The following is a 24,292-nucleotide window of genomic DNA, read 5'->3' on the forward strand; positions in this document are numbered from 1 at the left end:
TTGGCGCCCGTAGGCCACCCGTCACGGCCAAGACACCTCCTGAGGATCGTGGCGCAATGTCGCAAGCACCGACAATAGGAACCGCGAGCCTCGCGTTCTGCGACCATCATCCGATCCGTTATCCTATCTGAAATCCGCGTGCCAGGGGATCACAATCACTCATGAAGATCAGCCGGCGCTCGAAGCGTTCCATCTTTCAAATCCTGTCCTGGCGGGTGCTCATCGCGGGATGAGGCAGACCTGCGGCGGGTACCATGTTGCGTGACGGCGGCGTGTGGCCGGGAAGCCCTCTTACTTGTAAATATGAGTTCAAAAAAGATTGACATTTCAACAGAAAAGATAGTTATAAAGATAACAACAAATCAGCTGGACTCATGAGATGCTCGCCATTGTCGCTGATGACCTGACCGGCGCACTGGATGCCGCGGCACCGTTTGCCGCGAGGGGCTTCCACGTCGAAGTCGCCTTGGCGAACGAAGCGATCAGTGATGCTCTGGAGGCGGAACCGGACGTGCTGTCGGTCAATCTCGGCTCGCGCGAACTGAGCGCGGAAATTGCCAAGCAGCATTCCGCCGCCGCTCTCGCCGCCCTGCCTTCCGGTTCGCGGATCTTCAAGAAGGTCGACTCTCGTCTGAAGGGCAATATTGTTGCCGAACTCGACGCGATGGCCTTCCATTCTGCGCTGGTGGCGCCGGCCATTCCTGCCTTTGGCAGGGTGGTGACATCCGGCCGTGTTCAAGGCTTCGGAGTAGATGCACCTATTTCCGTTGCCGAGAGGCTCGGCCGGCATGCGGCAAAGGCCTTGATCCCGGATGCATCGACCGAGGCCGAAATGCGCGCCCTGCTCGACGAGGCGGAGCGAAGCGGCACGGATCTGCTGATCGGAGCGCGTGGCTTGGCTGAAGCGCTTGCCGAGCGGATGAGCGGCGGAGCTGAAGCGCGCGCTGCCGAAGTGGCGATCGGGCCGGCCTTGTTCGTCATCGGCTCGCGGGACCCGATTACGCTTGCCCAGATTGACGCGCTTCGCAGCGCGATTGCTCTGTCCTACCTGCCGGCGCCGAATGGGCGACTTGTGAAAGAACACGACGCTGGCGGCGCGATCACCCTTGTGCAGGCGGTGCCAGGCGAGGGGGAGGCGACGCCGGAGGCGGTTTCCGAAGCGCTTGCCGACAGCGTTTGTCCAGGCCTCGTCCAAGCGGCAGGGACACTGCTTCTGTCCGGTGGCGCAACCGCAGAGGCGGTTTTGAAGAGAATGGACATTCGGCGTTTTCGGCTGCTTGGCGAATGCCTGCCTGGCCTGGGCTTGGCTGAGGTCGAAGGACGTTGCATCATCGCCAAGTCCGGTGGATTCGGCGCGCCGGAGACACTGAAGGAAATCGCGGAGGCTGTCCTCCGCAAGATGGGATGACGGATGGGACTGGAGAACGGAACAGCACGCAAAAGCCTCGGCGATCTCGTCTTTGAGCGCATGCACCGTGCGATCAAGTCCGGCGCCTACAAGCCGGACGAGCGCTTGCCGACCGAGCATGATCTGGCAAGCGAGTTCGAGGTTTCCCGGCCCATCATCCGCGAAGCTCTGCGCCGGCTGCGCGAGCAGGGTTTCATCTATTCGCGCCGGGGGGCGGGCAGCTTCGTTCGTGCCGTCGGCATGCGTGAGCCGCTTGGCTTCGGGCAACTGGAGAACGTCGCCGATCTTCTGAACTGCTACGAGTTCCGCCTGACGGTCGAGCCGGCCGCTGCGGCGGCTGCGGCCGAGCGGCATGATGCCACCACCCTGGCTGCCATCCGACAGGCGCTGGAACTGATGCGGGACGCCACCAATCGGCAATCGCACCGGGAGGATGCGGACTTCCAGTTTCATCTCGCAATCGCGCGTGCCGCCCAGAACAGCTATTTTTTCACGGCGATGGAAGCGCTGAAGGATCACATCGCCGTCGGCATGCGGTTTCACGGCGCTTCGGTCAAGCGGGAGACTACCGGGCTGACGCGGGTCTTCGCGGAGCACGAAGCGATTGCCGAAGCCATTGCCGCGCGGGAAGCCGCAAGGGCAAGACAACTCATGCATGACCACCTTGCCGGATCCCGCGAGCGCCTGTTCCAGGCGACGAAGTAGTCGGCAATTGCAAAACCCCGGTGGCGCCGGGGCTTTGATTTCGGCAGCGTCCGATGAACTAAAGCGCGCCGCGATCCTTCACATTCGCTCCTTGCGCTTTAAGTCTTTGATATTTCGCATGTCGCTATCGCAAAACAGCCGCACACTTTTGCGCGACATGCTTTAGAAGGCTGCCCTGTAGACGGCGAGCACGTCTTCCACGCCCATGTCGATCGGGTTGTTGTCCATCAGCCGGCGGTTGGCATGGGCCTCGCTTGCATAGAGCGGCAGGTCGTCGGCCTTGGCGCCGTGCGCGGCAAGCGACATCTCGATGCCGAGCTCGCGGCAGAAGCCGCAGGCTGCATCCAGGAGTTTGCTGGCGGGGAGATTTTCACCGAGGCCCAAGGCCCGGGCGACTTCCGCGGTCTTGTTCACAGCAACCGACTGGTTGAAGGCAAGCACGTGCGGAAAGATGATCGCGTTCGCCAGGCCATGGGGCAAGCGAAGCCGCGTTCCGAGCGGATAGGCGATGGCATGGCCGGCGGCCGTGTTGACCGGACCTAGGCAGATGCCGCCGTAATAGGAGGCGAGCATCATCCCTTCGCGCGCTTCGGTATCAGCACCATCCTTGACGGCGCGCGCGAGGTACTTGCCGACGAGCTTGAAGCCCATGCGGGCAAAGCCGTCGATCATCGGATGGGCGCGGCGGTTGGTGAAGGCTTCCACACAATGGGCCATGGCATCGACACCGGTAGCGGCAGTTACAGCCGGCGGCACGGAATAGGTGAGCTCCGGATCGAGAACGGCGAAATCGGCAATCATATGCGGGCTTTCGACCGCGATCTTGTTTCCCTTGACCGGATCGGTGATCAGCGAACGGATGCCGGCTTCGGAGCCAGTACCGGCGGTCGTCGCCACCTGGGCAAGGCGCGTGTTGCGGCCCAGAACCCGGTTCGGCCCGGCAACATCGGCAAGCGTCTGCTCTGAGTCCCAAAGTACGGCAACCAGCTTGGCAACGTCGAGCACAGATCCGCCGCCAAGGCCGACAATAAGGTCCGGCTTGCACCGGCGAGCGGCGTCGAGTGCGGCGTTCAGGGTATCGACATCCGGTTCGCCTGGGATCGCGTCAAACACCGTCGCGCGGCCCGAAAGCTTCAGGCGATCGACGAAGCCTGCGGTGATCGGTGTTGCGATGACGAGGACCGAGCCCGCGTCTGTCGCCCAGGCGCCGACATCTGCGATCGTGCCGGCGCCGACGGCCAGGCGGCGCGGCTGATGAAGAGTAATCGGAGCGATGGTCATGGAGGTCATCCTCGCTTGGCAGCGCCCGCCACGAGCTTGCGGGCGTAGGCAATGGCGGAGTTCATGTTGCCGTGGTTGGCGATGCCTTTTCCGGCGATGTCGAAGGCTGTGCCGTGATCGACCGAGGTGCGGTCGATCGGCAGGTCCACCGACACGTTGACGGCGGTGTCAAAGGCGACGAGTTTCACCGGGATGTGTCCCTGGTCGTGATATTGCGCGACCACGAGGTCGAAAGCGCCCGAATAGGCACGGTGAAACACCGTGTCGGCGGAGATCGGACCATAGGCATCGATGCCTTCCGCCCGCGCCGCCGCGACGGCCGGCGCGATCTGGTCGTCATCCTCGGTGCCGAAAAGGCCGTTCTCGCCGCAATGGGGATTGATGCCGGCGACCGCGATTTTGGGAGCCGCATAGCCGATGCGCTTGAGATGGGCGTCGCCGGCGCGGATGGTGGCGAGAACCCGTTCGGTCGTTGAGCGTTGGATCGCTTCCTGCAGCGCCACATGGGTCGAAACGTGGATGACCTTGAGCCGCTCGGAGGCAAGCAGCATATAGGCCGCCTTCGAACCCGTCAGGCTGCGCAGCATCCCCGTATGGCCGTCATAGTGATGGCCGGCAAGGTTCAGCGCTTCCTTGTTGATGGGCGCCGTCACGATGCAGCCGATCACGCCGGCTTCAGCGTCGCGCACCGCCTTTTCGATGAAGCGGAAGGCTGCGTCGCCGGCGATCGGGCTCAACTGTCCCCAGGGAAGCGGTGCACCCTCGATCGGCAGATCCACGACGTGCGACGCTAGGTCAACCTCGAGACCGAGGGCAGCACGGGCCGCTTCGAGCGTGGCGAGATTGCCGTAGATCCGGATCGTGTCGCGCTCCTGCTGCGACATGTCGGCAAGCGCGCGCACCGAGATTTCGGGGCCGACGCCGCACGGGTCGCCCATGGTTATGCCGATGATATTGCTCATGAAGGTCTCCATTGGTCGGCGTTGTCCCAGCCAGGGGCCAGGCGGACATATTTGATGGCGCGCCGGTGATAGGTGTAGGCGAGGTGCATGGTGCCGTCCGGCCCCTCGAGCAGCCAGGGATAGGACATCTCCTTGTTGCGGCCGTCGGTCGAGTCATTGGAAAGGCATGTGCCGGGGCCGTCTTCGATCAGCAGTCGGACAGGGAAGGTCTTGCCGCCATCCTCGGAGAGGCAGAGGGCGACGGGTGAACGCCGCACACCCCAGGCCGGAACACAGCCGCCTGTCGGGTCGGCGTCGGGGCGGCTGTCGTCCTCGCCAAGTTCGTCGTAGAGCGAGGCGCGCCGCTCGGCAGTGTCGGCCGCGCTGACGGGATTGCAGATCATCGCAATCCGGCCGTCGCTCAGGCGCAGGGCGGCGATCGAGGAATTGTTGTTGGGGACGTCGCTTGCTTCCGGCCGCGACCAGGTCCGGCCCTCGTCGAGGCTCTCGGTTCTATAAACCCAGTCCGCTTGCCGTCGGCGGAAGAGGGCGGCAAGGCGGCCGTCGCCGAGCGACACCGGCGACATGTGCACGCAGCCGATGGACTGATCCAATTCTTCCAGCTGCCATGTCTCTCCCTGGTCGAGCGAAATGCCGAGGGCGGCGGTATCGTGGCTGCCGTTCCACTTCTGGCCAGGGCGCTGAACGCAGCGGAAGATCGGCAACAGCCAGGCGCCGTCAGCGCGCACCACGAGGGGCGCACGGATGAAGCAGCCACGGGGGAGGTCGAGATAACGGCCCTCGGTCGTCGCCAGTGTCAGCGGGTCGGATGCGTTGCGGCGGATCTCGGCCATCCGGATCCGGCACTCGTCCTGATTGCCGGAGGGTTGGGAGGTGTGGAAGAGCCACAGCCTGCCGTCGGGCGCGGTGAAAAACACCGGGTTCTGCTCCGAATGCGCAGGGTCAAAGCTCAGACGCTGCGGCGGACCCCATTGCATCGCATCCTTCGGCAGGACGGACGCGAAGATGGAGATATCCGACTTGCCCTCGAGCGTGCCGCCGAACCACGCGCAGGCGAGCGCGCCATCTGAAAGCAGATGCAGGAAGGCAGCATGATTCTGGATCATCGGCGAAGGCAATAGCGCTTCCATGCGCCCGGGCGAGGCGGCTTGAAGCAGGCCATTCATGCTGCGGGCGATTTCTTCCGGGTCCATGGGGCTCCTCCTGTGTGCTCCGAAAATCGCCGAATTTTCAAAGTTGTCAAGTTTGATAAAGTCACAAATAGGCCAATTCGTCACCTGTGTTTCCATTAAATTATTGTTTTTAAAATATTATTTATGACAAAAATTCGGCATTGAATTTTACATTCAGATTTAATTTGACAAACTTGAGCGAAAAGGGGATGGTCTGGGCAAGCCGGCGAGAGGATGCCGGGAGGAGGATCTCATGCCGGAAGTCAGCCCTCATGGGGCTAAGATGGCAGTCATGTTCGCGGTCGGTGCCGCGATCCTGGCAGCAGTCGACGCGGTGATCGTGCGGGCGCTGAATGGTGCCGTGCATCCCTTCGTCATTGGCTTCTTTCGTGCCTTCTTCGGTGCGGTTATCCTGTTGCCCTGGGTTGCCCTGCGCCCGTCCGTCCTCAGGTCAAGCCATCCCTTGCGCCAGCATGCGGCCCGCGCGGGCTTCAAGCTGCTGGCGATGGTCGCATTCTTCGCCGCCTTCAGCTGGGGCCCGCTTGCCGACGTGACGGCCATCGCCTTCACGTCACCGATCTTCCTGTTGCTCGGCGCCGTGCTGGCGCTGGGCGAGAAGCCCGGACCGGCGATGATCGGCGCGGTGGCGCTTGGTTTCTTGGGGGCAATGCTGATCATTGGCCCTTCGGGCGCCGGCTTCAGCCTTGCCATTCTTCTCGCGCTTACGGGCGCGGTGCTCCAGTCGGCCATTCAGTTGATCCTGAAGTCGATGTCGAAGGGCGATACGACGTCGACGCTTGTCGTCTGGAACCTCCTCTTGACCGTTCCGATCGCGCTTGTCTTCGCTCTGCCGTTCTGGACCATGCCGGGCGCAAGGGAGATGGGCCTCCTGGCGCTGCAGGGCGTCGTCGGAACCGTCTGCATGATGACCCATGCTTTTTCGCTTGCGCCCGCCACGATCGTCGCGCCGGTGGATTTCCTGCGCCTGCCGCTCGTGGCGCTCGGCGGCTTTGCGCTGTTTGGTGAACACATTGCCCTCACCACCCTTTGCGGCGGCGGGCTCATCGGTTGTGCGGCGCTGATCGCCGCGCGATCCGGAAAAGCAACATCCGGCTGAATGAATTTCACTAGGGAGGAAATGCCGTGAAGAAACTATTCGTCTTGAGTGCGCTCATGCTGGGTTCGGCCCTGTCGCCCGCTTTCGCGGGATCGGGCCCGATCAAGATCGTGCTCGCCGAGGAAGCGGACCTGCTCGAACCCTGCATGGCGACGCGCTCGAACATCGGCCGCGTCATCATGCAGAACGTCAGCGAAACGCTGACCGAGCTCGACGTCCGCGGCAACAAGGGCGTCATGCCGCGCCTTGCCGAGAAATGGGAACAGAATGAAGACGGCAGCTGGCGCTTTCATCTGCGCCAGGGTGTCAAGTTTTCCGATGGCACGACCTTCGACGCCAAGGACGTCAAGCACAGCTTCGATCGCATCATGAGCGACAAGAACACCTGCGAGTCGCGCCGCTATTTCGGTGGCATCACGGTGACCCCCACCGTGGTCGACGATTACACGATCGATTTCAGCGCCGATCCGGTTCAGCCGATCCTGCCGCTCTTGATGTCTCTCGTCACGATCGTGCCCGAGGAAACACCGCTCGAATTCGTGCGCGAGCCGGTCGGTACCGGCCCGTACAAGCTGACCAACTGGACGCCGGGCCAGCAGATCGTGCTGACCAGCCGTGACGACTACTGGGGCACAAAGCCGGAAGTAACCGAAGCCACATACCTGTTCCGCGCCGACCCCTCGGTGCGCGCTGCCATGGTCCAGACTGGCGAAGCCGATCTTTCGCCGTCGATTTCGCAGCTCGACGCCACCAACCCGGCCACGGATTTCTCCTATCTCGACAGTGAAACCGTCTATCTGCGCATCGATCACAACATCGAGCCGCTGAACGACGTTCGCGTCCGCCGCGCGCTCAACATCGCCATCGACCGCCAGGCCTTCCTCGGCACGTTGGTTCCCGACAGTGCGCTGCTCGCCACCGCCATCGTGCCGCCGCCGACGCTCGGCTGGAACCCCGACGTCAAGGTCTTTCCGTACGATCCGGAAGGCGCAAAGAAGCTGCTCGAGGAAGCCAAGGCCGATGGCGTGAAGGTCGAAACGCCCATCACCATCATCGCCCGCTCGGCCAATTTCCCGAACGTGACCGAAATCATGGAAGCCATTCAGGCGCAGCTTCAGGAAGTCGGGTTCAAGGTCGATCTGAAGTTCGTCGAGGTCGCCGAGCACGAGCAGTATTATTCGAAGCCCTTCAAGGAAGGTCGCGGACCGCAGATCGTCGCTGCCATGCACGACAATTCCAAGGGCGATCCGTCGTTCTCGATGTTCTTCAAATACGCGACCGACGGCACGCAGTCCGGCTTCTCCGATCCGAAGGTCGATGACCTGATCAAGCGCGCATCGGCCGCCGTCGGCGAAGAACGCGCCAAGCTCTGGTCGGAGCTGATCGCCTATCTGCACGACGACGTCGTTGCCGACGTCCTGCTGTTCCACATGGTCGGCTTTTCCCGCGTCTCCGACCGGCTCGATTTCAAGCCGACGATGGCCACCAACGGGACGCTGCAGCTCTCGGAGATCAAGATCAAGTAATCTGCCCTGGCGAACGACAGGTTCGCCAGTCACAACAGCAATCAAGGCGGTGGGATGATCCCGCCGCCGGATTTCTTCGAGGGCGCCATGCTGAAATTCGTTCGAAAACGCGCCGTGGCCAGTCTGATCTCGCTCGTCGGGCTGCTTGTCATGGTCTTCTTCCTGTCGCGATTGACGGGGGATCCGGCCGCCTTGTTCCTGCCGGTCGAAGCCTCCGCGGAGATGAAGGCGCAGTTCCGTGAACTGCACGGTTTGAACGATCCCATGCTGGTGCAGTTCGCGCGTTATGTCGGCGACGTCGTGACCGGCGATTTTGGCGAATCCCTGCGCAAGGCCCGCCCTGCACTGGACGTCGTCCTCGAGGCCTTCATCTGGACGCTCTGGCTGGCCGTCATCACCATGACGCTCGTCGCCGGCGCCGCGATCGTCGTCGGCTCGCTTGCCGCCTTCCGCGCCGGCGGCTTCTTCGACCGGCTATCCTCGCTGATCTCGCTGGTCGGCGCTTCGGTTCCCGATTTCTGGATCGCCATCGTCGCGATCGTCGTGTTCTCGGTAAACCTTGCCTGGCTGCCGACTTCGGGCACCGGGTCTTTGCTCCATTGGATCCTGCCGATCTCGGTTCTGTTCATCCGGCCCTTCGGTATCATCGTGCAGGTGGTGCGCGGCTCGATGATCGGGGCGCTCTCCTCCGCCTATGTGAAGACGGCGCGCGCCAAGGGCGTCAAATCGGGGCCGATCATCTTCGTGCATGCACTGCGCAATGCCACGCTGCCGGTCATCACCGTCATCGGCGACCAGGCGGCGAGTCTTCTCAACGGCGCGGTGATCGTCGAGACCATCTTTGGCTTTCCCGGGGTCGGCAAGTTGATGATCGATTCCATCCTGCAGCGTGATTTCAACGTCGTGCTTGCCGCCATCCTCGTCACGGCGCTGGCGATCTTCCTCATGAACCTGTTGATCGATCTGGCCTATGCGCTGCTCGATCCGCGCATCCGGCATTGAGGAGGCGAACATGACCCTGCAGACCGCCGATACAGTCCTCGCCGACGAACCGCGCTTTGCGACGCGCATGTTCCGCATGCTGCTTGCCGACAAGTTCGCGCTTTGCGCCGCGATCTTCCTGCTCTTCGTCCTGATCCTCGCGATCGTCGGGCCGAGCTGGCTCGGCGATCTCGCGACCAAGCAAAACCTCAGGGGGCGCAACGCCGTGCCATTTGACTGGGAGCGCGGCTGGGTCTGGTGGATGGGGGCCGATGCGCTGGGGCGGCCACTGCTTGCCCGCATCATCGTCGCCACCCAGAACACACTGATGGTCGCCGCCGGCGCGGTCGCGCTTTCGGCAACCGTCGGTACCTTCCTCGGCCTCGTCGCCGGCTTCTCCTCGCCGCGCGTCAATCAGGTCATCATGCGGCTCGCGGACGTCATCATGTCGTTCCCGTCGCTACTGATCGCCGTCATCGTGCTTTATATTCTCGGCTCATCGATCCTCAACCTGATGCTGGTTCTGGCGATCACGCGTATCCCGGTCTACCTGAGAACGACGCGCGCCGAAGTGCTGGAAATCCGCGAGCGCATGTTCGTGCAGGCCGCGCGCGTGATGGGCGCATCGAGGAAGCGCATCCTCTTCCGCCACATCCTGCCCGTGGTGCTGCCGACGCTGACGACGCTCGCGACGCTTGACTTCGCCTATGTGATGCTGGCGGAAAGCGCGCTCTCCTTCCTCGGTATCGGCATCCAGCCGCCGGAGATCACCTGGGGCCTGATGATCTCTCAGGGACGCCAGTACCTCACCAATGCATGGTGGCTTTCCTTCTGGCCCGGCCTTGCGATCATCCTCACCACCATGTCGCTGAACCTGCTCTCGAACTGGCTGCGCATCGCGCTCGACCCGGTGCAGCGCTGGCGCCTCGAAATGAAAGGTCGCAAGAATGGCTGACCATCTCCTGGAAGTCCGCGACCTTTCGGTCGAATTCCACACCGCAGCCGGCGTCGTGAAGGCGGTGCGTAACATTTCCTACCACCTCGACCGTGGTGAGACGCTTGCGATCCTCGGCGAGAGCGGGTCCGGCAAGTCGGTCTCCTCGTCGGCGATCATGAACCTGATCGACATGCCGCCGGGACGCATCAGCTCCGGAGAGATCCTGCTCGATGGCGTCGACCTGCTGACGATGCCGACGCAGGAAAGGCGCAAGGTCAACGGGCGCCGCATCGCCATGATCTTCCAGGATCCGCTGAGCCATCTCAACCCGGTCTATACCGTCGGCTGGCAGATCCGCGAGGCACTCACCACCCACGGAACGGGTGCGGCACAAGCCGCATCGGAAGCGTTGCGGCTCTTGACCCGGGTCGGGATCCCCGAGCCCGAGCGCTCGCTCGACAAATATCCGCACGAATTCTCGGGCGGCCAACGCCAGCGCGTCATGATCGCCATGGCGCTGGCGCTTCGCCCGGACCTTCTGATTGCCGATGAGCCGACAACGGCGCTCGACGTCACCGTGCAGGCCGAGGTTCTCGCGCTGCTTGAGGAGTTGCAGCAGGAGACCGGCATGGCGGTCCTCATCATCACCCACGATCTCGGTGTCGTCGCGGAGATCGCCGACCGCGTCGTGGTGATGGAAAAAGGCGTCCTGGTCGAGGCCGGCACGGTGCGCGAGGTCTACAAGAACCCGCAGCACCCCTATACGAAGAAGCTCATTGCCGCCGCCCCCGGCAAGGGCGAGATGCATGCGCCGGCGGCGCGCGCCGAGCCGGTGCTCTCGGTTCGCGACGTGCGCAAACGCTATGGCTCCTTCGAGGCGCTGAAGGGCTTGTCCTTCGATCTCATGCCCGGCGAGACCATGGCCGTCGTCGGCGAGAGCGGCTCGGGCAAGTCGACGCTGGCGCGCATCCTGCTGCGTCTCGACGAACCGGACAGCGGCAGTGCCCTTTGGAAGGGTCGCGACCTCTTCACCATGTCGCCAGCCGAACTTTACAAGCTGCGCCGCGACTTGCAGATGGTGTTCCAGGATCCGACGCAGTCGCTTAATCCGCGCATGACGGTCTATCAGCTCATTTCCGAGGCCTGGGCCATCCATCCAGATATCCTGCCCAAGGCGAAATGGCGCGAGCGCGTCGCCGAACTTCTGGTGCAGGTCGGTCTCAGTCCGGAACACATGGGCCGCTATCCGCATCAGTTCTCCGGCGGTCAGCGCCAGCGCATCGCAATCGCCCGCGCACTTGCGCTCGAGCCACAGCTCATCATCTGCGACGAGGCCGTCTCGGCACTCGACGTCTCGGTGCAGGCTCAGGTGATTGCGCTGCTCGATAGGCTGCGCAAGGAAATGGGCATCGCCTTCATCTTCATTGCCCATGACTTGCCGGTCGTGCGCGACTTTGCCGACCACGTCATGGTCATGCAGAAAGGCAATATCGTGGAGCTTGGAACGGTGCGCGACGTGTTCGAGACACCGCGGCAAGACTATACGCGCGCGCTGCTCGCCGCCGGCCTCGACCCCGATCCCGACGTCCAGGCCGCCCATCGTGCCGCCCGTCTTCAGCGCGCGTCTTGAGGCGCGCACATTCAAAGGATATCCGCATGACCAAGCAAGCCTTCGTTGCCCTCGTCACCTGCTTCAACGAGGACGAGACCATCAACTACCAGGCGACGCGCGCCCAGGTCCGCCGCCAAGTCGCTGCCGGCAACAACATCATGTGCGCCGGCACCAACGGCGACTTCACGGCGCTGACCTTCGAGGAGAAGGTGCGCCTGACGGAAGAGGTGGTCGACGAGGTCGGCGGTCGGGTCAAGGTGATCGTCAATGCCGGCATGCCCGCAACCTTCGAGACGGTGAAGCTCGCCCGCGAATTTGACTGTATCGGCGTCGACGGGATCGCTGTCATCACGCCGTTCTTCATCGCCTGCACGCAGGATGGTCTTGTCCGCCATTTCTCCACCGTCGCCGACGCCGTGCAGACGCCCCTCTACCTCTACGACATTCCGGCCCGCACCCAGAACCACATCGAGCCCGACACCGCGCGCACGCTCGCGGGCCACGGCAACATCGCCGGCATCAAGGATTCGGGCGGCGCAAAGGAGACGCTGGAGGCCTATCTGCAGGTTGCCAAGGAGGTCGATGGCTTCGAGGTTTATTCCGGTCCCGACCATCTCGTGCTCTGGGCGCTGCAGAACGGTGCGGCCGGCTGCATTTCGGGGCTCGGCAACGCCATGCCGCTGGTGCTTGCGGGCATCCTGAATGCCTTCAATACGGGCGAGATCGGTGAAGCCGAGAAGCAGCAGGCGATTTTCGCCGCTTTCCGCACCGACCTTTATGCGCTGGGCTTCGCTCCGGCCATGGTCAAGCGCGCGCTCTTCCTGCAGGACCCCTCCGTCGGCGCGAGCCGCCAGCCCGCCCTGCTTCCGAACGCAGGGCAGGACGACCAGATCGCGGCAATCCTTCGGAAATACGAACTTCAGGGGTGACGTTCCTCGGCGGCGGGATCGGCGAGGAAGGCGCTTCAGGCGCGGGCTATTGCAGAAGCTGGTTGAACAGCTTTCCCAAGGTGCCGCTTTCCTCCGCAGGCTGCTCCGCTTCGGCGGCTGGTTGCTGGTCGGGCTGCTGCACTACCGGCGCCGGTTGTTCGGCGGCGACGTCGGGTGTCACGGCTTGTTCTTCAGCCGGCGGCGCGGGCGGCGTCTCGCTGCCCTCGGTCGCGTTGCCACCGATGATCTCTTCGATGGAGAGCTGATCCCCTCCGTCTTTCGGTGGTTTGCCGATCGCGCCGCCGATGATGTCGCGGATCGATCCGGCTTTCCCGCCGCCGGAGAGAAGCTCGTCGAGCTTCAGCTTTTCGGTGGGCAGTCCCAGCTTCTTCAGCGCCGACAGTGCGGCGTCAGGGTTCTTCAGCAGGCCTGAGAGATCGGGATAAATGCGCGGAGCCGCAAAGGAACCCTCGATCATCACAGGAACGCCGATGCCTTCGGTCGCGATATCGGCGCCTTGGCCTTCCAGCGAAGCGACGACGCGCGGATCCAGGCGGAAGTTCAACTGGTCGTTCGGAAGGTTTGCCTCACCGCTGCCGCTCATACGCACCAGCGGGCCGATGAGCTTGATATCTTCGGTGCGCGCGACGCCGTTCTCGATGGCGAAGGATGCCCCGAGCTCGGTAAAGCCGGTCGCGCTGTTTTCATTCTGCTTGAAGCCCGACGACATCAGGCCGACGAGGTTGTTGTAAACATCGGCGACGTCGATGCCGCGGATAGCACCGTCGGAGAAGCGGACGTTCGCCGCCCCCTGGAGCGCACGCTTGAGCGCTCCAGTCGTCGCGCCCGCGCCGGCGATATCGAACTGGGCCTGCAGTGCGCCTTCGAGATGCTTGAAATTCGCAAGGTCGATCAGCAGCGGGGCGGCCGAAGCGCCGGCGATCGAGGCCTTCAAGGCGATCGACGCCCCTTCTCCGGTGCCATCGGCCTTGAGGTTCGCGGCCATCCGACCGCCATAGAACGGGCTTTCAGGTAGGTCGAGGCTGGCCACACCCTCGGAGATCACCAGAGTGGTTGCCACCGGTCCGGCAAAGACGCGGCCATATCCAAGCCTCTCCGCATCGACCTTGATGGACGCATCGATCGTTCGAAGCGACGACAGGTCCAGCGGCGCGTCCGGAGCGGGGCTGCCGGCTTTGCCCTTCGCTTGCGGCGATGCTGGTTGGGCACCGGCAAGACGCGCCAGGTCAAGTTCGGCGAAATGGAGGGCACTCAATATCTTGAGCGGGGTGCCCAGCTGTACGGAACCGTTGCCGGTTCCTTCGACCCCATTGACCGAAAGGGTGGCTTTTTGAAACTCGACGCCGGAGGCGCTGGCATTGACTTCGCCCTTGAAGGCGAATTGCTCCACGCTGTCGCCGCCGCCTTGGCCAATCCAGGCCAGAAGCGCGCGCATATCGGCTGCTGCGAAATTCACCTTCCCGACATAGCTGCCCGCAAGTGCCGCCTTGCCCTCAAGCGAGAGTGTCGCTTCAGGCATGCGCAGGTCGAGCTTCAAGGGCAGCTCACCTGGCACCGTGCCCGAGAGCAGGTCGCGGACAGGCAGCCGCAAATCGGCGTCGGCGGCTTTCCCGCGCCAAACCAGGTTGCCGGACAGGAGCACCGGCTTGGTAAGATCGTCGATCTTGACTGCCAGCTTCCTGATCTTCACTTCGCTCATCGACGGGTCGCTGATGCCTGGCGCCACGAAGGTGGCGTCGCGCAGGCTGGCCGTGCCGCTTGCATTGACGGTCTTTCGGAATGTGTCTCCGCCAAGGCCGCGGAACGCGAACCCGGTATCCATCGCAAGCGTGCCGGATAGTGGAACCGATTGGCCCGCGAGGCTCGCGAGCTTCGCGATATCGAGCCCCTTGCTTGCGACGCGGCCCTTGAACGTCGGCTCGCCCTTGCGAACGTCGGCGGTGATTTCGGCCGAAATGCCGCCGGCGTCTATGCCAAGATGCTCGAGCCGGGTCGTGAGCAATCCATCCTTCAGCGTCGCCGTCAGCGCCACATCAGCGGCGGAAATATCGTTGACGGTAATGGCGCCCACATTGACGCTGACATCGGCATCAAAACCGGCGAGTGCCTGCAAGCCGGCCGAAGTCGACTGCTTCTCCGACTGCCCCGCGGATTTGGACGACCCCGAGGCGCTGGTTTCGACAAAGGCGCTGAAATCCAGCTGGTCGGCACTGAGATCGGCCAAGAATCGCGGCCGGTCACCGGGAATGAACAGCGCATCGAGGCTGAGCTCTTCCTCTCCGACAAGCAGTTTGCCGCCGCGGATCTGGTAGCTGCCATTGCTGTTGAGCGCCACTTGCCCGCTGGCCTTGATTTCGGTCAGGCCTGGTGCAAGCACGGGATCGGCTTCCACCGAGAGGCTGAGATCGGCCGGCTTGCGCTCAAGCAATGGGCGGAGCGGGGAGACGGAGAGCGCGATCTGATAGCGCTGGTCCTTGAGCCGGGCACCGGCCGACAGCGAAAGTTCGCCGTCAATGTCAGGAGCCTGGAGTGTAACGTCGAGATCGCTGACGACCTCACTCGCCCCGCTGTCCTTCACCTGTCTCAGCGTGCCTTCGGTGATCGATATCGTATCGATCGCGCTTCGTTCGAGGAAGGCAACCAGGGCGGCAAGCGGGTCATTCGGCTTTGCCGCGCCATTGCCGCCGCCGCCGTCATCCGCGGCCGCTGCGTTTACTGATTTCTGCCGTATCACCACGACCGGCCGCGTGAGCCTGACTTCCTTGACATGCAAGCGGTCCGACCAAAGCGAGGAGAGTGTCACCGAGCCAGCGACTTCGCCGATTTCCGCGGTCATGCCATCGCCTTCCGCGTCGAGCGAAACATTCTCGGCCACAACTGCCAAGTGAGGGATGACGGAAAGCCGGACGGGACCCTTCAGTTCGATCGAGCTACCCGTCGCGCTCGAGAGCTGTCGGCTGAGTTCGGCACGCATCCACGCGCTGGAAACGAAGCTCGGCAGGACAACGAGAGAGATGACGACAAGAACGCCGAGCGCCAGCAGGCCAAGAAAGAAACGCCGCATGTGTCTCTCCGTTGCGAAAGCGATTGATTCGGTATCGTTTTCCACGGCGGCGTGATTTGCAACTCTTGCGGTGGGTTCACCTGGAAGCCACCGCACCTCCTGCGCCCGCGGTGACGTCCGTCCTCGCCTCCGCATCGCTGTTCGTCGTCGACACATTCCGAGCTGCTGCCGCGTATGTTCGCGGGCGATGCACGAGCGTGACCAGCACGAAGGACAGGATCATCAGCAGGTACCAGGCGCCGAGCTTCTGGAGCGATACCAGGGTCCAGCCATTGTGCTGAGAGGGATAGATCCAGGCGCGCGACCAGGTGCCGATATTCTCGGCAAACCAGATGAACAGGGCGACCAGCAGGAATCCGAGAAGCAACGGCATGCGGTGCCGAAACCGGAAGACGCGATAGTGCACTGTGGTGCGCAAGAACAGTGCCGCGGTGATCGCAAACAGCGCGTAGCGCAGGTCGATGATGAAGTGGTGCGTAAAGAAATTGGCATAGATTACCAAGGCGAGCAGCACCGTCGCCCAGAGCGGCGGGTAGCCGTCGTAGCGCATGTCGAGGATGCGGGTCACGCGGGCGAGATAGGAGCCGACGGCGGCATACATGAAGCCTGAGAACAGGGGCACGCCGCCGATGCGGAAGATGCTTGGCTCCGGGTAGATCCACGACCCGACCGAGGTCTTGAAGACCTCCATCACCGTGCCGACGACGTGGAAAATCAGAATGACCTTGGCCTCGGCAATGGTCTCAAGCTTGAAGACGAGCAGACAAATCTGGATGGCAAGGGCGGCGAGGAAAAGGTAATCATAGCGGGCGATGCCCATCTCCTCCGGCCAGAACAATTTCGTCGCGAGCATCAGGGCGAGCATGGCACCGCCGAAAAGGCAGGCGAAGGCCTGCTTGATGCCGAACACCAGGAACTCCGTCAGACCGCCGAGGAGGCCGCTCGCAGGAAGTCGGTCGAGCAGGCGATGCGCCACAGCATCGATACGCGCTTCCCGGCTCGTAAAACGCCTGCCGTCTGACATTTGAGCCACTGTTTCCGCCTCCCGCTTCACCGTTGGAGACGCGATGGCGGGACAATGCGGTTGAATTATGGATGGTCGACAACTGCCAGGTGGACGGACGTGCGGACGCCTCGTTACGACACCGGCTCATTCCATCTTGCGGCAGCGCCTGCGGACCAGTGGCCTCAACGTGGGAAGGAATAGCGCTCGACGACCGCCCAGATTTCCCTGTTGACCCCCTGGAGCTGCTCGATGACGTCGTTGATCCGGGAGATCTCGGCATCGTTGATCTGCTCGATCTTGCCGTACTTGATCGTGTCCTTGCTGTCGAAGATCGCCATCAGCTGGGTGCTTGCCTGGTCTCCGGTCTCATCGAAGGAATAGATGCAGTGGCTGTACTTGTTGCGAAGCTTCGCCTGCCGGGCGAGCTGTTGCGTCAGCGCGAGAATTTCCTGCCGTTGGTTCGGCGGCGTCTTGTTTGTCTTGGCCAATCGCTCGACGAGCTCGATGCGAGCCCGCGTCGTGTTCAGCGTCAGGAAGATGACGATCGCGGTTTCCTTGTCCACCCGCGCAAGGCCGGCGATCAGATAGATGAGCAGGCTTTCCGTGTTGGTCCAGGTGTAGTTGAGCTGCCCGATCAGGAGAAGGATGTCGTGAAATCTCGCCATTGGGCCCCTGCCAAAACCTTGCTGTCCAAGAACCATTCCGTTCCAGAATAGCGCATTCCCGTTTTCAGTAAATTCTTCCAATAGGACGATGCGGTGCACGTATTCGGTGCCGGCTCGATCGCGCGCAATGACTCCGTTTAAAAGCTACTTCTAATAGGTAATACCTTGGACGGACCGAGGGCAACGGCCGCGCTACCCCGGCGAGGCTAACCCGAAGTGGCAGCTTACAACACGTGTCTGTTTGCGACAGACTGCTGACGCAACCGGAGAGCAGGATGCACTCAGGCCTTTGAGGGCTGGACACTGCACCGAATGGAATAATGCCCTTTTTAGAACCTGATCAGCTCTTCTCGACCAAGCGGGAGAGAGAGCAGCTCTATTTTAGTTGATTGCAAATCATTGACATACGGGCGCGCAAGCGCCTCGGAGGATCCAAACTTTCATCAAAACCAACCGCAGCCCGCTAATGGCCCAAATCCGCGTAAGAGAAGAATGCGGTTCGGCTGTAGCGGTCTCAACTTGAGGTGATCGTTATGAGCAAGGACAAGAATTTCCTGTTCCCATGGGACCCGAGCCAGGACCAGAGCCAGGACCAGGATCAGGGACAAGGCCAGGGACAAGGACAACTGCAAGCTGAGCTCCAGGGCCAGCTCCAGGGTCAGGGACAAGGCCAGGGCCAGGGGCAAGGACAGGATCAGGGGCAAGGACAGGATCAGGGGCAGGGGCAAGGACAAGATCAGGGCCAGGACCAGTCGCAGTACAGCGAATCCTACAACGGCAACCTGAATGGCAATGGCAATCTGAACGGTAACGGCAATGCCAACGGTAACGCCAACGGCAACGCCAACCTGAACGGTAATGGCAACCTGAATGCCAACGGCAACCTGAACGCCAACCACAATGAAAATACGTCGAACACCCATGTCGACGTCGACAGCAAGACCAACGTCGACGTCAAGGTCGATCTCGACCTTGATGGCTACAAGCCGTCTGACGATGACTTCAACGACATCGACCATTCCAAGATCGACGGCATGGCGAGCACGAGCTTCAAGGACATCCTGAACGACTCGCTTAACGGCAACAACAACGTGGCCAACGTCTTCAGCCAGAACGCCATCATGTCGGACGACGACAAGGCTGAAAACATCCAAAACAGCGGACAGCTAAACCAGAACGGCAGCGCCTGGGGTGGCACCGCCAGTTCTGGCGACGGTATCCAGTCCGGTGCTGACGGTGGCGCCGGCGGAAGCGAGTCCTATGCCAATGGTGGCGACGGTGGCGCCGGCGGTCACACGATCGGCGGCTTTGCTGCCGGCGGTGAGGGTGACGGCGGCGATTCCGACAACGATGGCGACGCAACCGGCGGGCATGGCCTTGGTGGTATCGCAGCCAGCGTAGGCGTCGGTGCGGACGGCACGAGCGGTGATGCCAACGGTGGTGCTGCCACTGGTGGTGCCGGTGGCGCAGGCGCCGCAGGTCTCGGCGTTGGCCTCGGTCTTGGCGTCGGTCTGGGTGTCGGTGCCGCAGCCGGTGGCGAAGGCGGTGACAGCACTGCCGGGAGCGGTGGCGGGTCGGGTGCCGTCCAAAGCGGCGACGCCAACGCGTCGGACGCTGGCAACGGTGGGGACGCCGGTGGGTTCGTGCTTCCGATCCTCAACTTCGGTGGCGACGGTGGCGACAACGACGGTGGCAACAGCGTAGCACTCGGTCAGACGGGTGACGCCGATGGTGGCAGCTCAGGCGATGCCGGCAATGGCGGCAACGGCTTTGGCGCAGGCTCCGGTGCCGGCGGCGGCTTTGGCGCAGGCGCTGGCTATGGTGGCGATGGCGGTGCCGGCGGCGCTGCCGATGCGAGCGGTGGGACCAGTGGTGACGCCTATGGCGGCGACGGTGCCGGCGGCGCGGCTGACGGCGGTCATGGCCTTGGCGGCCTTGCTCTCACGGGCTCGTGGGCCAGTGGCGGCGAAGGCGGTGCGGCCTATGGTGGCGACGCCTGGGGCGGCGACGGCGGAGCCGGCGGTACCGGCGGCTTCGCGACCAACGGCGATGGCGGCGCGGGCGGCGATGCCGGCACCTGGGGCTCCTTCAACGGCGGCGACTCCGTGGTCGAGGGGCTCTCCCAGGCGACGGCAGATGCCACGATCGACACCAATGCCTTCAACCAGCAGATCGTGCTCGGCGCGAACCTGCAAGGCAACACGATCGACATGACGGTCGTCGGTGGCGACTACCATGCCGACGTGATCGGTCACGACGACAACTCCTGATCGTGAGGTGACGCGGCCGGTTCCAACGGTTCGCAATCGGTTTCGAACAGGGCTGCGCGGGTCCCGCGCAGCCCGTCATGACCCGATCCGCTACGGGCACTACCGGCAACAAAGAGGAGACACTAACCATGTACTCCGCGAAAATCTCCGAATCCATCGCCCACTTCATCGGCCTTTTCCAAGTCTCGATCGAAGATGTTCGCCTGCGCGAGGCGCACGAGAAGTTCGACCCGGAACGTGAAGTTCACAAGGATCCGACGGACATCGAGGCCGCGCCCGTCAAGGTGCAGGCTCCCTACGATCTCGACGACTTCAGTCCCAACGTCCCCTACCATCCGCTCGACACGAACATCTATGGGCCCGTACCGGACGGATATGCCGGACTGCCCTTTCCGGAGCCCCCGCTCACGGAAGGCGTGATTGGCCGCAGCGACGTTGAAGGTGTCGCGCAAACCTGGTCCATCAAGGCGTCCTTTGTCGGCACGCCGCACACCATCAATCCCCCGGGGTCGGTGGCCGTCTACAGCCAGCAGACCGTCGAGCTCTCGGATAACGATTTCGTCGATATGGGTGGGCACGGGTTGAAATCCGGCCTGCATATCGACGACAGCGCGACGATGGCTCAGCTCATTGACGCCGCGCAGCAGGTTTCGCCGCTAGGCCCCGTGGACGTTGCCGGCTCCGATGCAACGATCGCCAGCCTGGTTACGACAACGGCCGCGACGCTTGATGCCTATTCTCCCGACGATACGGGGCAAGTGGATGGGTTGGTTGCCAGCCAATTCGTCGCCAAAGGCGACACGCTTGAAGGCATCCATGTGAACGGTGAACTCGTCGAGAAGGCGCCGGTTCTCAAGGATCATCTGCCAAACCCCGACGGACCGTCGAACGAACCCGATGAGCCTGAACTGACGAACAGCCCGAAGGAGGCCAGTGGCGCTGTCGCGCACGGCGAGGGCCCCGTTCCGGTCGTGGCTTCGGTTGAACTGGATGCAGGCAGCAACACGCTGGTCAACGAGGTCGTGATTTCAGGTAACTGGCTGCAAGCGAATGTCCTTGCGGCTGCCGGCGATCACGTCCAGCACAACGCTATCATCCAGACCAATGTCTATTCCGACAATGACGCCGTGGGCGCCACGCTCACCGGTGGGGAGCTTGCGGCGGAAAAGCTGACCGAGGCGCTCAATATCGCATCGTTCAAGCATGTCGAGCCGACGGAAACTGCACGGGACGAGTCGAGTGCATTTCCCAAGGCTTGGGCCATCACCAAAATCAAGGGTGACCTGATGATGGTGAATTGGCATCAGCAATTCACCTTCATGTCCGACAACGACACGGCGATCCTGGCCGCCTCCGGTTCCAAGCTGTCGATCATTGCCGGTGACAACACCGCCGCCAACCAGCTCTCGGTATTGGAACTGGGATATCGCTTCGATCTCGTCTTCGTCGGCGGAAACGTCCTCGACGCCAACATCATCCAGCAGACCAACATCCTGCTCGACAATGATTTCATCGGGGCTGTCGGCGGTTTCCATATGAGCGGCCATGGGTCGGTTTCGACCGGCGGCAACCTCTTGTGGAACTATGCCAGCATCGTTGAAGCCGGTGGCGCGGGCCCGGTGAACCCGATGCCCGAAAGCTACTTGTCGGCTCTGGAAGACCTCTCCGAAGGCAAGAACCCGTCATCGAAAGACTTCATGCACGATTCTGTCTTTGCCGGATTATTGGGCCTGAGAGTGCTCTATATTTCCGGCGATCTCGTCAGTCTCAACTACATTCAGCAGACCAATATTCTGGGCGACAACGACCAGGTGACGCTGGCCATGAACGCGCTGACGGAGCGTCCCGATGCGGACTGGACCATTTCGACAGGCAAGAACGCCTTGGTGAACTACGCCGGCATCGTCGACGTGGATACCGGCAAGACCATCTATGCCGGTGGCGGCATCTATTCTGACGAAGTGCTCGTGCAGGCCGAACTGATCAAGAACGAGCCCTTCCTCGAGGGGCAGGATCCGAATGCACTGGCGAGCGAGGCAGTCGTCTTCCTCGGCGACGACATGCTGAGCCCGGATACCGGTCATCAGTCGCAGGGCCACGCATCGCCGCATTCGGCCATGCACACGTCAGACACCGTCAGCGTCGATCCCATGCATAGCATGGTCGCCTGAAGGGGCGCGGGAGGATTCCATGACCGACCGCACCGACCCGTCGCGGCAAAACGTTACCGAAGCCGGAAACGCGCTTCCTGCGGATGCCGATGGGAAACCACGGCAGGCCGGATGGCCGGATACACAAGCCACTCAGCAGCGGTTCCTTCGCGGACTTGATCATCAGGAGAGCATCTTGGACCGAGCCGTAAAAGAGATCGACGGGTTCGCAGAGCAACTGCGCAGAGCGGCGGCCAACGACGCCAGCGAAAATGAGGGCAGGGCAAACCCCGGCGGGGCATCCGTTGCGAGTCCAGGCGCCAGGGCTGCAAGCTCGACACCTCCGGCCACCCACGTGACCCCACCGCCGACGAATATCGTGCCCCAGCCAGTCAAACCCGTACCGACGACCACAAATGCGGCGCCTCCGGCAAACAATGCCGCGCAGATGGGCAGCGTCGCACAGCGCGCCTGCCCCCCGAAAGCCGAGATTCCGGCCAACGTAGAAACGCTCTCGGCACTGCGTGATCGGATGTCGGCGGAACAGCGGCCAGCGCAAGAGCAGCGTAAGCCCGATGTCGACCAACCGGTTGTCTGGCCGGCGGCCGAAGTGAAGGAGAGGAACTCGCCGCCAGGCATGGTCGTGATCGATGGCGATCGCGGGCCGATCAAGGCAGAGGTGCGACCGTCCGGCAAGGATGGCGGCTCTTCGAGCGGCAATGGCGGTCACGGCGGCGGCGCAAGCGTCTTTCACAAGCGCCTGGGGCCGGTGGATTTCACTGCGAGCCTCAAGGCCGGCCTCAAAGCGATCAGGCAGAACCTGATGATCGTTATGGTGTTCACGATCGCCACCAACGTCCTCGTACTCGCGATACCGGTTTATCTGTTCCAGATTTCCGATCGCGTACTGACCAGCCGCTCGATCGACACGCTGGTGATGCTGACGGCCCTGATCGTCGGCGCGGTGGTGCTGCAGACGATTTTCGACGGTATCCGCCGCATGATCCTGATGCGGACGGCGGTGGAGGTTGCCGCCCAGCTCGGCGCGCCGATCCTGAGCGCCGCCGCAAGAGCCGCCCTTCACAGCAACGGGCGTGAATATCAGACGCTCGGCGACCTGCAGCAGCTTCGCGCTTTCCTGGTATCGGGAACGCTGCTTTCCTTTCTCGACGCGCCGATCGCGCCCTTCTTCGTGCTGGCGGTATTCCTCATCCATCCGCATCTCGGCGCGATCGTCATTACCTCGGCCATTCTTCTCCTGATCGTGACGCTCTTGAACCAGCGGGCGACCGCGGCCGGGTTTGGGGAGGCGACCAACTACCAGACGAAGGCGAACCTTCATCTGGATTCGATGTCGCGCAATTCGCAGATCATCAATGCGCTGGCGATGATCCCCGAAGCCGTCCACATCTGGGGCAAGGACATGGCCGGCTCGCTCAAGGCCCAGGTTCTGGCACAGGACCGCAACATCGCCTTCGCGTCGCTCTCCAAGGCGGTGCGGCTGCTTACCCAGGTGACGATGCTCGGCTGGGGTGCGAACCTGGCTCTGCACGGCCAGCTGACGGGCGGCATGGTAATCTCCGCCTCGATCATCGCCGGCCGCGCGCTCGGCCCCATCGAAGCGGCGATCGAGGGCTGGCACCAGGTGATCCAGGCCCGGGCCGCCTATGGGCGGATTTCGGCGCTGCTGCATACGTCTCCGCTCAATTTCGAGCGGCTGAAACTGCCGCGGCCCGAAGGACGCCTCGACGTCGAGCGTCTGCTCTTCGTTCCGCAGGGCACCAAACGGGTCGTGCTCAACGGAATTACCTTCGCGCTCGAGCCGGGCGATTCGCTTGCGGTGATCGGCAGTTCCGGTGCCGGCAAGACGACGCTGGGAAAAATGCTGGTCGGCTCGATCCTGCCGACGTCAGGCAATGTCCGCCTCGATCTCATGGACCTTAGGAACTGGGACCAGCGTCAGTTCGGTGAGAGCATCGGGTACCTGCCGCAGGACGTGCAGCTTTTCCCGGGGACGATCAAGGCCAATATCGCCCGCATGCGTGAAGATGCCACCGATGCGGAGATCTACGCCGCCGCCAAGCTTGCCGACGTCCACGACATGATCGCCATGCTGCCCCATGGATACGAGACCGTCGTTGCGGCCGACGGTTCGCCGCTCTCGGGCGGCCAAAAGCAGCGCGTCGCGCTGGCCCGCGCCTTCTTCGGCAATCCACGCATGGTCGTGCTCGACGAGCCCAATTCCAATCTGGACACGTCAGGCGAAACGGCGCTCACGCGCGCGCTGGCGCATGCAAAGCGCGAGAAGATCACGGTCATCACCATCACGCAGCGCCCCGCGCTTCTCAACAGCGTCGACAAGGTCCTGCTGCTGGTGAACGGCACCGTGGCCCTCTTCGGCTATCGGCAGGATGTTCTCAAGGCGCTCGCTGCGCGCGGGGTGAACACCGAAGGTAATCCACTCGATCAGACCCAACTTCCGTAGG

Annotated in this window: 17 protein-coding genes; 11 read left to right on the forward strand and 6 right to left on the reverse strand. The window is 62.7% G+C overall.

The annotated features are described in order from the left end of the window. The first annotated feature begins 379 nt into the window (after positions 1–379). Positions 380–1,408: a four-carbon acid sugar kinase family protein gene (locus ACQ5BM_RS07420; RefSeq protein ID WP_429809674.1), complete on the forward strand. Its 1,029-nt coding sequence runs from the start codon at positions 380–382 to the stop codon at positions 1,406–1,408. Between the two features lie 3 nt (positions 1,409–1,411). Next, positions 1,412–2,113, forward strand: a complete 702-nt coding sequence (locus tag ACQ5BM_RS07425) for a FadR/GntR family transcriptional regulator (protein ID WP_429809676.1) — start codon at positions 1,412–1,414, stop codon at positions 2,111–2,113. 162 nt (positions 2,114–2,275) lie between these two features. Here ACQ5BM_RS07425 and ACQ5BM_RS07430 read toward each other — a convergent pair whose 3' ends face one another. Genes ACQ5BM_RS07430 through ACQ5BM_RS07440 form a run of 3 tightly spaced genes read right to left on the reverse strand, consistent with a single transcriptional unit; the run spans position 2,276 to position 5,549 of the window. Further along, positions 2,276–3,394, reverse strand: coding sequence for an iron-containing alcohol dehydrogenase (locus ACQ5BM_RS07430; RefSeq protein WP_429809678.1), 1,119 nt, complete (start codon positions 3,392–3,394; stop codon positions 2,276–2,278). 5 nt (positions 3,395–3,399) lie between these two features. Continuing rightward, positions 3,400–4,356: a 4-hydroxythreonine-4-phosphate dehydrogenase PdxA gene (gene pdxA / locus ACQ5BM_RS07435; protein WP_429809680.1), complete on the reverse strand. Its 957-nt coding sequence runs from the start codon at positions 4,354–4,356 to the stop codon at positions 3,400–3,402. Beyond that, positions 4,353–5,549 carry a sialidase family protein gene (locus tag ACQ5BM_RS07440; RefSeq protein ID WP_429809682.1) on the reverse strand — a complete coding sequence of 399 codons (1,197 nt, stop codon included), beginning with the start codon at positions 5,547–5,549 and terminating at the stop codon, positions 4,353–4,355. Before ACQ5BM_RS07440 ends, pdxA begins: the two co-directional genes overlap by 4 nt. Positions 5,550–5,781: 232 nt before the next feature. Between ACQ5BM_RS07440 and ACQ5BM_RS07445 the strand changes: the two genes are divergently transcribed. The 6 genes from ACQ5BM_RS07445 (at position 5,782) to ACQ5BM_RS07470 (ending at position 12,630) form a co-directional block, all read left to right on the forward strand. Beyond that, the gene (locus ACQ5BM_RS07445) at positions 5,782–6,645 is read left to right on the forward strand and encodes a DMT family transporter (protein ID WP_429809684.1); all 864 of its coding nucleotides are present in this window, start codon (positions 5,782–5,784) and stop codon (positions 6,643–6,645) included. Positions 6,646–6,701: 56 nt separating this feature from the next. Then, positions 6,702–8,171 (forward strand): ABC transporter substrate-binding protein, encoded by a 1,470-nt coding sequence (locus ACQ5BM_RS07450; RefSeq protein ID WP_429809842.1) that lies wholly within the window; start codon positions 6,702–6,704, stop codon positions 8,169–8,171. A gap of 87 nt (positions 8,172–8,258) precedes the next feature. Further along, entirely contained in the window at positions 8,259–9,173 is a 915-nt protein-coding gene (locus tag ACQ5BM_RS07455) for an ABC transporter permease (RefSeq protein ID WP_429809844.1), read from the forward strand. A 10-nt stretch (positions 9,174–9,183) separates the two neighbouring features. Continuing rightward, positions 9,184–10,107, forward strand: a complete 924-nt coding sequence (locus ACQ5BM_RS07460; RefSeq protein ID WP_429809686.1) for an ABC transporter permease — start codon at positions 9,184–9,186, stop codon at positions 10,105–10,107. Beyond that, positions 10,100–11,719 (forward strand): ABC transporter ATP-binding protein, encoded by a 1,620-nt coding sequence (locus tag ACQ5BM_RS07465; RefSeq protein WP_429809688.1) that lies wholly within the window; start codon positions 10,100–10,102, stop codon positions 11,717–11,719. The genes ACQ5BM_RS07460 and ACQ5BM_RS07465 overlap by 8 nt, the downstream gene beginning before the upstream one ends. Before the next feature lie 26 nt (positions 11,720–11,745). Continuing rightward, positions 11,746–12,630 carry a dihydrodipicolinate synthase family protein gene (locus ACQ5BM_RS07470; protein WP_429809690.1) on the forward strand — a complete coding sequence of 295 codons (885 nt, stop codon included), beginning with the start codon at positions 11,746–11,748 and terminating at the stop codon, positions 12,628–12,630. Positions 12,631–12,676: 46 nt separating this feature from the next. Here the strand turns inward: ACQ5BM_RS07470 and ACQ5BM_RS07475 are convergent, their stop codons facing one another. The 3 genes from ACQ5BM_RS07475 to ACQ5BM_RS07485 form a co-directional block, all read right to left on the reverse strand. Next, positions 12,677–15,715, reverse strand: coding sequence for an AsmA family protein (locus ACQ5BM_RS07475; RefSeq protein ID WP_429809692.1), 3,039 nt, complete (start codon positions 15,713–15,715; stop codon positions 12,677–12,679). A 76-nt stretch (positions 15,716–15,791) separates the two neighbouring features. Further along, positions 15,792–16,739: a DUF817 domain-containing protein gene (locus tag ACQ5BM_RS07480; RefSeq protein ID WP_429809845.1), complete on the reverse strand. Its 948-nt coding sequence runs from the start codon at positions 16,737–16,739 to the stop codon at positions 15,792–15,794. Between the two features lie 164 nt (positions 16,740–16,903). Further along, entirely contained in the window at positions 16,904–17,386 is a 483-nt protein-coding gene (locus tag ACQ5BM_RS07485) for a hypothetical protein (protein ID WP_429809694.1), read from the reverse strand. 533 nt (positions 17,387–17,919) lie between these two features. On the opposite strand from ACQ5BM_RS07485, the gene ACQ5BM_RS07490 reads away from it, so the two are divergent. From ACQ5BM_RS07490 to ACQ5BM_RS07500, 3 genes are all read left to right on the forward strand, one after another. Beyond that, entirely contained in the window at positions 17,920–19,656 is a 1,737-nt protein-coding gene (locus ACQ5BM_RS07490; protein ID WP_429809696.1) for a hypothetical protein, read from the forward strand. 128 nt (positions 19,657–19,784) lie between these two features. Further along, positions 19,785–21,827, forward strand: a complete 2,043-nt coding sequence (locus ACQ5BM_RS07495) for a type I secretion protein (RefSeq protein WP_429809698.1) — start codon at positions 19,785–19,787, stop codon at positions 21,825–21,827. A 175-nt stretch (positions 21,828–22,002) separates the two neighbouring features. Continuing rightward, positions 22,003–24,291: a type I secretion system permease/ATPase gene (locus ACQ5BM_RS07500; protein WP_429809700.1), complete on the forward strand. Its 2,289-nt coding sequence runs from the start codon at positions 22,003–22,005 to the stop codon at positions 24,289–24,291. The last annotated feature ends 1 nt before the right edge of the window (position 24,292 follow it).

Source organism: Ensifer sp. B1-9, from assembly GCF_050474445.1.
GTDB lineage: Bacteria > Pseudomonadota > Alphaproteobacteria > Rhizobiales > Rhizobiaceae > Ensifer.